Below are 6,930 nucleotides of genomic sequence, written 5' to 3' on the forward strand. Positions count from 1 at the left end.
GACCTCTTCACGATCGTTGACACTGCCTCTCTGGAACGGTCGACTGTTCGGCGTCGGGCCTCATGTTCAACAAGTACTACCAGGACGAGCTTTCCTACCTGCGCGAGCTCGGGCGCGAGTTCGCGCAGGCGTACCCCGCGATCGCGCCGATGCTCGCGGAGCGCGGGGCAGATCCGGACGTCGAGCGGCTGCTCGAAGGCGTCGCGTTCCTCACGGGGAAGATCCGGCAAAAGCTCGATGATGAGCTGCCCGAGGTCATCCACTCGGTCGCGTCGCTGCTCTTCCCGCACTACCTGCGGCAGATCCCGGCGACGTCGATCGTGGAGTTCACGCCGCTGCCGAACGTGGTGCGCGAGAAGCTCATCGTCGCGCGGCACGCCGAGGTCGGCTCGGTGCCCGTCGACGGCGTTTCGTGCCGGTTCCGCACCACGCAAGACGTGGAGCTCTTGCCGCTCACGGTGGAGGACGTGCGTGTCGAGACGGGCGCGCAGCTCGCGCAGTCGCTCCGGATCGAGGTGAAGGTGACGGGAGGCGCGGCGCTCGCGGCGCTCGCGCTCTCGAAGATCCGCTTCTACATCCACGGCGAGCGGAGGCTCCAGGACGACGTCCGCGTCTGGCTCGGCGCGCACGTCGACTCCATCGCGCTCTGCGCGGTCGACGGCGCGGGCCGCGACACGACGCTCGCGACCTTGCCCGCGCGCAACGTAAAACTCGTCGGGTTCGAAGAGGACGAGGCGCTGATCCCCTACCCGCCCACGGTCTACGGGGGCTTCCGGCTCTTGCAGGAGTACTTCACGCTCCCGCAGAAGTTCGCGTTCTTCGAGATCCAGGGACTCGAAGCGATGCCGGCGGACAAACTCTCCGACCGGTTCGCGATCCTGATCCAGTTCAAGGACGGGTTGCCCGCGGGGACACGCCTCTCGAAAGAGAACTTCCGGCTCTTCTGCTCGCCGGTCGTGAACCTCTTCGAGCACTCGAGTGATCCCATCAAGCCCGATCCGAGCAAGTACGAGTACCTCGCGCGCCCCGCCGGCTCGACGCCCGTCGCGTACGAGCTCTACAGCATCGAGAGCGTGATCGGCATCGCGCGGCGCACGAGCCAGCGCGTGAAGATCCCGCCGTTCTTCTCGTTCGAGCACGAGCTCGATCCGGAAGCATCGGCGCGCGGCGTCTTCTACCAGACGCACATCAAGCCCGCGTCGATCGGCGACGGCGTCGACATCTACGTCTCGTTCGGCTCGGCGCAGGATGGCGCGTCGATCCCGGAGTTCGACGTCATCAGCATCGAGGCGACGTGCACGAACCGGCGTTTGCCCGCGCAGCTCAAGGTCGGCGATCTGCGCGTGCCGACGGCGACGTCGCCCGCGGTCGCGAGCTTCACGAACGTCACGGGCGTGACCGCGCCCTTGCCTCCGCCGATGGGCCGCGAGCTGCAGTGGCGCGTGCTCTCGCACATGGCGATGAGTTATCGATCGATCACGGAGCTCGACGTGTTGCGATCGGTCCTCGAAATCTACAACTTCCCCGCGCTCATCGATCGTCAGGCGGCGCGGGCGAACCAGCTCCGCATGCAGGCGATCAAGTCGATCCGCGTCCGCCCCACGGATCGGCTTTACCGCGGCGCGCCCGTGCGCGGCGTGGCGACGGAGGTCGAGCTCGACGAAGGGGGCTTCGCGGGTGAAGGCGAGATGTATCTCTTCGCGAGCATCCTGAACGAGATGCTCGCGGCGTACGTCTCGCTCAACTCCTTCACGCAGCTCAGCGTCACCGGCACCAATACGCGCGTGGTTTATCGATGGGAGCCGAAGAGCGGCAGCCTCAACCTGATCTGAGCGGCGGGCCGAACCCCGACGCCGCGTTCGCGCCGTCGCTCGATCCCGAGCGGCAGGCGAAGGCGATGATCTCGGCCAAGATGGCCGAACTCGAGCACAGCGCGCGGCGCTACTCGTTTTTCCGGCTCGTCTACATCCTCGAGCGCCTCTTCCCGGGCAGCGCGCCCGTCGGCCAGCTCGGGCCCGTGGCGACGGAGCGCATCCGCCTGCGCGGGGACACGAGCCTGATCTTCGCTTCGACGGACGTGAGCGAGCTCAAGTCCACGAAGTACCCCGACGAGATCGATCGCGCGCGCATCACGGCGGGCTTCATGGGCCTCTACGGCTCGGTCTCGCCGCTGCCGACGTACTACGTCGAAGAGCTCGCGCAGGACGACTACCAAGGCGGTCCGCAGCCGAAGCGCGAGTTCCTCGACGTCTTCAACCATCGCCTGCTCTCGCTGTTTTACCGGTCGTTCACGAAGTACCGGCACTCGGTCGGCTACCGGAAGAAGGGCGACGATCCGTTCACGCGACGCCTGCTCTGCGCGGCGGGCATCGATGGATTCCGCGAGCACAAGAGCCCGCTGCACCGGTTCCTCTACCTGCGTTACGCGCCCCTGCTCGCGACGAAGTCCCGAAGCGCGCGCGGGCTCGAGGTCGTGCTGAAGGACATCTTCGGCAGCATGGGCGTGGACATCGAGCAGTTTGTCGGGCACTGGACGCTGCTCGAGAAGCCGCTGCGCAACAAGATGGGCGTGGCGAACCATCAGCTCGGCGAGAGCCTGACGATCGGCCGATGGGTCTACGACGGGACGGGGCGCTTCAAGATCAAGCTCGGGCCGCTGAAGTACGACGAGTACATCTCGTTCTTGCCGGGCGGTTCGAACCGCGCGGTGCTCAGGGCGGCAGTCGACACGCTGACGCGCGGTGCGTGTGACGCGATGCTGGAGCTGCACGTGGCGACGGAGGACGCGCCGCGCTTCCAGCTCGCGTCACCGCGCGCATCCACGCTCGCGCGCACGACGTGGCTCGGCGGCCCCGTGGGGCAGAACTTCGTGATCGAAGTCCCCCTCAACGACAAACCGCAGCGCACGGGCCAGGGAGACGAAGAAGAAGAAGAGCGTCTCGACCCGCCCCCGCTTCCCTACTGACGGTGGGGGGCTCCGGTCGGACTGCGTTGCAGTCCTTCCTCTGCCCCCCACACCCCCCGCTGGGTTCGGGCTGAAAGCTCTTCGGGATCTCGGCGCTCTTGCCCCCTCTCCCGCGAGGGAACGCGGAAAGCTTCGAGCGCTCTGCTCTTGCCCCCTCTCCCGCGAGGGAGAGGGGGATGGGGGTGAGGGCGTCTCTCAGTACACGAGCATGCTGCGCAGCGCGGTCGCCATCTCGTCGGCGACCGACTCGATGTTCTCGCCGTGAACGACCTGCACGAGCAGGAGGCGGTTGCCGCTGCGGATCAAAACTTCGTGCGCGTACGAATGGTACGCCGGCTTCGCGGGCACCTTCGTCTTCACGATGTAGCTTCGTGCTTGCGCGTTCGCCGTCGCCACCGGCATGCGGCCGGCGAGGATCTGCGCGCCTTGGTCCTCGCAGTCGCGCTCGTAGCGCTTCATCACGTCGGGCCAGGTGTCCTCGGGATGATCGATCCGCTCGTAGATCGAGAAGAGGAACTGCCGCGGCGATTGGTACGAGATGAAGCGCTGACCCGGCGAGTAGTCCGCGTCGCGCACGTACCAGTCGATCGGGCGTGCGAGCCGCACGTCCCCGTCGAGCACGCCGACGCCGACACGGCGCGGGAGGCGCTCGTTCTCGTCGGCGTTGAGCTTCGGGAAGTAGACTTCGTAGCTCTGGTTCTTGTCGATGACCCCGCTGCCGTGCAGGTAGAACACGTCGTCTCGCTGGGGCGCTGTGGGCGAGCCACCGCAGCCGAGCGAGACGATAGGCAGCGTCATCGCGCCCAGCACGAAGGCCAGGCGGCGAACAGAGCGGAGGGCGGGCAAAGAGAGGTCGACGGGCCTCATCACGGTTAACTTAGGATACCCTGGTCGCGGGGCCAAATGATCGCTCATGAGTTTGGCCTTCTCGCCGAGACCGTTGAATGATCGGGGCGGCTGTGGACAATGAGATGCCAGGTCCGACGTCGCTCGCGCGACGCCTGGGGAGTGCACCGTGACGTATCTCGCAGAACGTAGCGTCCTTCTATCCCTCGCCCTCGCGCTCGGCGGCTTCGGCTGCGTCGGGCTCGAGGCTGGCATCGACTATCCGAGCGATTTGCCGTCGCCGGACGACCATCTGACGACGCCGGAGGGCGAGGCGGACCCGAGCGTTTCGCTGAACGGCTTCGTCATCAAGGACGAGGTCTGCAAGGAAGTCGACACCCACCCGGTCACGCAGCGGCTCGGGCCGGAGGACTTCGCGCGGTTCCTGGAGACCCAGGGCCTCAAGATCGAGCCCAAGAAGGCGCGCGACAACCTCTACTGGTTCGACTTCCCCACGGGCGAGAAGAAGGAGGGGGAGCCGCAGCAGTTCCTCCGGCTCCGCCTCGCCGTCCTCGACGACCACTTCGCGGCCACGCGGGATCTGCAGGAGTCGCTGCTCGATCACGGCCCGGGCTGGTGGGGGGTGCGCCGCTCGAACCTCGCGGTCCTGGCGCCGAAGACGGGCCTCTCCGAGTCCGTCGCCTTCGCGCTCAAGCACAAGCTCGTTTGCTGGGGCATGTTCGCGTACTCGGGCACCGACGACGTGTACGGCGTCCCGGGCCCGTACACCGAGCTCTGAGCGAACCGCCCTCCCCCCGCGCAAAGGGCGCGAGACGGGAAGGACGCGCGCGGATGTAGTCCGGATGCGTGTCGTTCACGTAAACTCGGCCCATGCGCTTTCGGCTCGCCTTCGCCCTCACCGCCATCCCCGCCGCCCTCGGCGCGTACCTCGCCGCCTGCAACACCACCGACAACCTCGACGATCTCTGCGGCTGGCTCGGAGACCCGAACAACTGCTACCGCAAGTTCGCCCAGGAGGTGACGGACCAGTGTGGTGCGGTCATCACCGACCTGAACATCCCGCCCAACGATCCGGCGCAGCCCTCTCCGCGCCGCGGCAGCTTCCTCAAGCGCGACAAACTCGACCTCTGCGTGTTCGATAGCCCGGCCGGCGGACAGGTCATCTTCGATCCGCCGCTCGACGTCGCCGAGTTCCCCGTCACGACCACCTCGTTTGCGATCGTCAACGGCAACGCGACGTTGTGCGGCGCGGGCGCCGTCGGCGCGGATGGGGCGTTCGCGATCTCGATCGAGTCGGATCCTTCCCTCCCCGACGGCGGCACGGGCGACGCGGGCGCCGTGGATTGCTCCTCGGAGCAGCAGCTCTGCGGCGGGTCCTTCTCGGTCAAGGCCATCACGGAGCGCGAGCTCATCGATACGAAGTGCCCGAGCGGCGAGACGCATCGCTTCAACCGGCTGCAGCTCGCCAAGTGCGACGGCGATCAGGCGATCGAGCAGGACTACGACCAGCTCATGCCGCGCGCCGAGCTCCTTTCGAACCCGGGCACCATCGGCGTGAACGGCTTCGTGCGGTTCCGCGTGTTTTACCCGCCGAGCGCGATCGACATGCCGACCGACGAGAAGACACCGCTGAGCGGCGCGCAGCCGGTCGTGGTCGAGTACTTCGAGTGCGCTGTTCCCGCTGCCTCTGCGACATGCTCGAACATGGTGCAGGATCCCGATGAACCCTCGACCGACTGCGGCGCAATCTGCGGCATCGGTTGTATCGAGGGCTCCCGGTGCGTGGTGAATGCAGACTGTGCCTCCAGGAACTGCGCCAAGGACGGCACGGGGATCCTGAAGTGCGCGAAGAACCCCCTGTGCGACAACGGGAAGAAGGACTCGATCGAGGGCGATGTCGACTGCGGCGTCGTCTGCGGCAAAACCTGCGGCGAATGCCAGACCTGCCTCGTCAACGAAGACTGCGCCTCCGAGCAGCTCTGCGTCACTGTCGCGATGGGCGAGAAGCGCTGCCGCACCGACGCGGATGCCGGCGCGTGCACGATGCCTGACGCGGGCCCGGACGGCGCCGGTGGCGCGGGCGGCGCGGGCGGTGCCGGTGGCGCAGGCGGCGCAGGCGGCGGCAATCCCTGAAACGCAACACCACGCGCGTGGAGCACGTTCGCCCCACGCGCGCGGCCCCCTCGATTCTCTTCAGGACACCAAGAGCTTGACGACAAACGTCGTGCTGCCGAGACGCAGCCGATCGTTGTCGCGGAGCTGGCGGCGATCGCCGGGCACGAGCTTCTGCTCGTTCAAGAACGTCCCGTTGCGCGAGTTGTCGTCCTCGACAAACGCCTGCCCCGTCGCGGGATCCGCGTGGATCGTGGCGTGGCGCGACGACGTGCTCCCGTCCGAGACCGCGATGTCCACGCCGCTGTCCCCGCCGCTCCGGCCGAGCTGCGTGCGGCCGCTGTGGATCGCCCAGAAGCTCCCGCCCGGATCGTTCTGGAACGTCACGAGGAAGCCGACGAGCACGCGTTGCCCCGACGGCGCCACCGCTGCCGGCGGCGCGCCCGCGGGCCCCGAGAGCGAGCCCGGCGAGACCATCTGCGGCGCGACCATCGGCGGCTGCCCGAGTCCGCCTCCCAGCCCGCCCGGAGACATCATCGGCGGCGGCGCGACCATCGGCGGCGGCGCGACCCCGCCGAGCTGACCCGGCCCCGTCAGGCGCGGCGGCGCCGCGGGCATCGCGCCCATGCCGCCTTGCGGGACCATCGGCGGCACGGCCATCTGCGGCGCCATCTGCGGCGCCATCTGCGGCGCCATCTGCGGCGCCATCTGCGGCGCCATCTGCGGCACCGCCATCGGCGGCGCGGACATGCCTGGGTTGCCGAACGAAGGCGCGGGCTGCCCCATCGGCTGCCCCATCGGTTGCCCCATCGGTTGCCCCATCGGCTGTCCCATCGGCGGTTGTCCGAACGAAGGCGCGCCTGGCATCTGCGGCGCCCCCATCGGCGGCGCGCCGAGCGGCGCCTGGCCGAAGGGCATTGCCCCGGGCGCGGGCGCGGGCGGCGCGCCGAACTGCGGCGCCGCGGGCATCCCGGGCGGCGCGCCCATCGGCTGCTGCGGCGCGGGCT

At 68.3% G+C, this 6,930-nt stretch carries 6 protein-coding genes; 4 read left to right on the forward strand and 2 right to left on the reverse strand.

Annotation, left to right across the window (positions count from 1 at the left end):
• Window positions 1-62 precede the first annotated feature (62 nt).
• A complete protein-coding gene (tssF, locus tag QHF89_RS29150) occupies window positions 63-1,832 on the forward strand; it encodes a type VI secretion system baseplate subunit TssF (RefSeq protein WP_136927935.1) in 1,770 nt (589 codons plus the stop codon).
• Window positions 1,796-2,965, forward strand: coding sequence for a type VI secretion system baseplate subunit TssG (gene tssG / locus QHF89_RS29155; protein ID WP_136968903.1), 1,170 nt, complete (start codon window positions 1,796-1,798; stop codon window positions 2,963-2,965). Before tssF ends, tssG begins: the two co-directional genes overlap by 37 nt.
• Window positions 2,966-3,160: 195 nt before the next feature.
• Here the strand turns inward: tssG and QHF89_RS29160 are convergent, their stop codons facing one another.
• Window positions 3,161-3,832 (reverse strand): hypothetical protein, encoded by a 672-nt coding sequence (locus QHF89_RS29160; RefSeq protein WP_136968904.1) that lies wholly within the window; start codon window positions 3,830-3,832, stop codon window positions 3,161-3,163.
• A 148-nt stretch (window positions 3,833-3,980) separates the two neighbouring features.
• Between QHF89_RS29160 and QHF89_RS29165 the strand changes: the two genes are divergently transcribed.
• Complete coding sequence (locus QHF89_RS29165; RefSeq protein ID WP_136968905.1) at window positions 3,981-4,589, forward strand: hypothetical protein; 609 nt, start codon at window positions 3,981-3,983, stop codon at window positions 4,587-4,589.
• A gap of 92 nt (window positions 4,590-4,681) precedes the next feature.
• Entirely contained in the window at window positions 4,682-5,944 is a 1,263-nt protein-coding gene (locus QHF89_RS29170) for a hypothetical protein (protein WP_136968906.1), read from the forward strand.
• 60 nt (window positions 5,945-6,004) lie between these two features.
• On the opposite strand, the gene QHF89_RS29175 is transcribed toward QHF89_RS29170, so the two are convergent.
• A partial coding sequence (locus QHF89_RS29175) for an FHA domain-containing protein (protein ID WP_284721066.1) occupies window positions 6,005-6,930 on the reverse strand: 926 nt, incomplete at its 5' end.

Source organism: Polyangium sorediatum, from assembly GCF_029946465.1.
Taxonomy (GTDB): Bacteria; Myxococcota_A; Polyangia; order Polyangiales; family Polyangiaceae; genus Polyangium; species Polyangium fumosum.